The organism is Neobacillus niacini (genome assembly GCF_023715785.1).
Lineage (GTDB): Bacteria > Bacillota > Bacilli > Bacillales > Cytobacillaceae > Neobacillus > Neobacillus niacini_E.
The window spans coordinates 1-468 of record NZ_JAMBOX010000067.1 but is presented as its reverse complement, the minus strand read 5'-3'; the positions used below and the strand labels follow the sequence as shown (position 1 = coordinate 468).

Below are 468 nucleotides of genomic sequence, written 5' to 3'. Positions count from 1 at the left end.
GCTGACGAGCCTGGTGGCCTCGGTTGTGGTGACGTTACTGACCCCGGCAAGCAGCATGAGCCGCGAGCAGGCGCTGGAGATGATTACCCGCGAGCGTGAAAGCCGCCCAACGCCGCCGCCGCTGCCGATTGGCAAACGTCATACCTCACGCGGGTAAGGGGCAATCATGAACGAGTATATTGCCGTCGATTGGGGCTCCACCCAGCTGCGGGCATGGCGGATGCGTGATGGCGAATGCATCGACAAGCTGAAACTGCCCTGCGGCGTCACGCGTCTGAACGGGCAGCGCGCCGAAGCGGTATTTCAGCAGCAGCTGGCGCCGTGGCGCGGCGACCCCGCGCTGCCGGTGGTGATGGCGGGCATGATCGGCAGCGATGCCGGATGGCAACCGGTGCCTTATCTGGCCTGCCCGCTGGCGCTGGAGGCGCTCAACGGTCAGTTATATGAGGTGGCGGAAAAAGTGTGGAT

The 468-nt window shown here is 64.5% G+C and carries 1 protein-coding gene; it reads left to right on the top strand.

What is annotated here, in order from left to right:
* Positions 1-166: 166 nt before the first annotated feature.
* Positions 167-468, top strand: a 302-nt coding sequence (locus M3234_RS28865; RefSeq protein ID WP_262307934.1) for a 2-dehydro-3-deoxygalactonokinase, incomplete at its 3' end; no start/stop codon positions are given.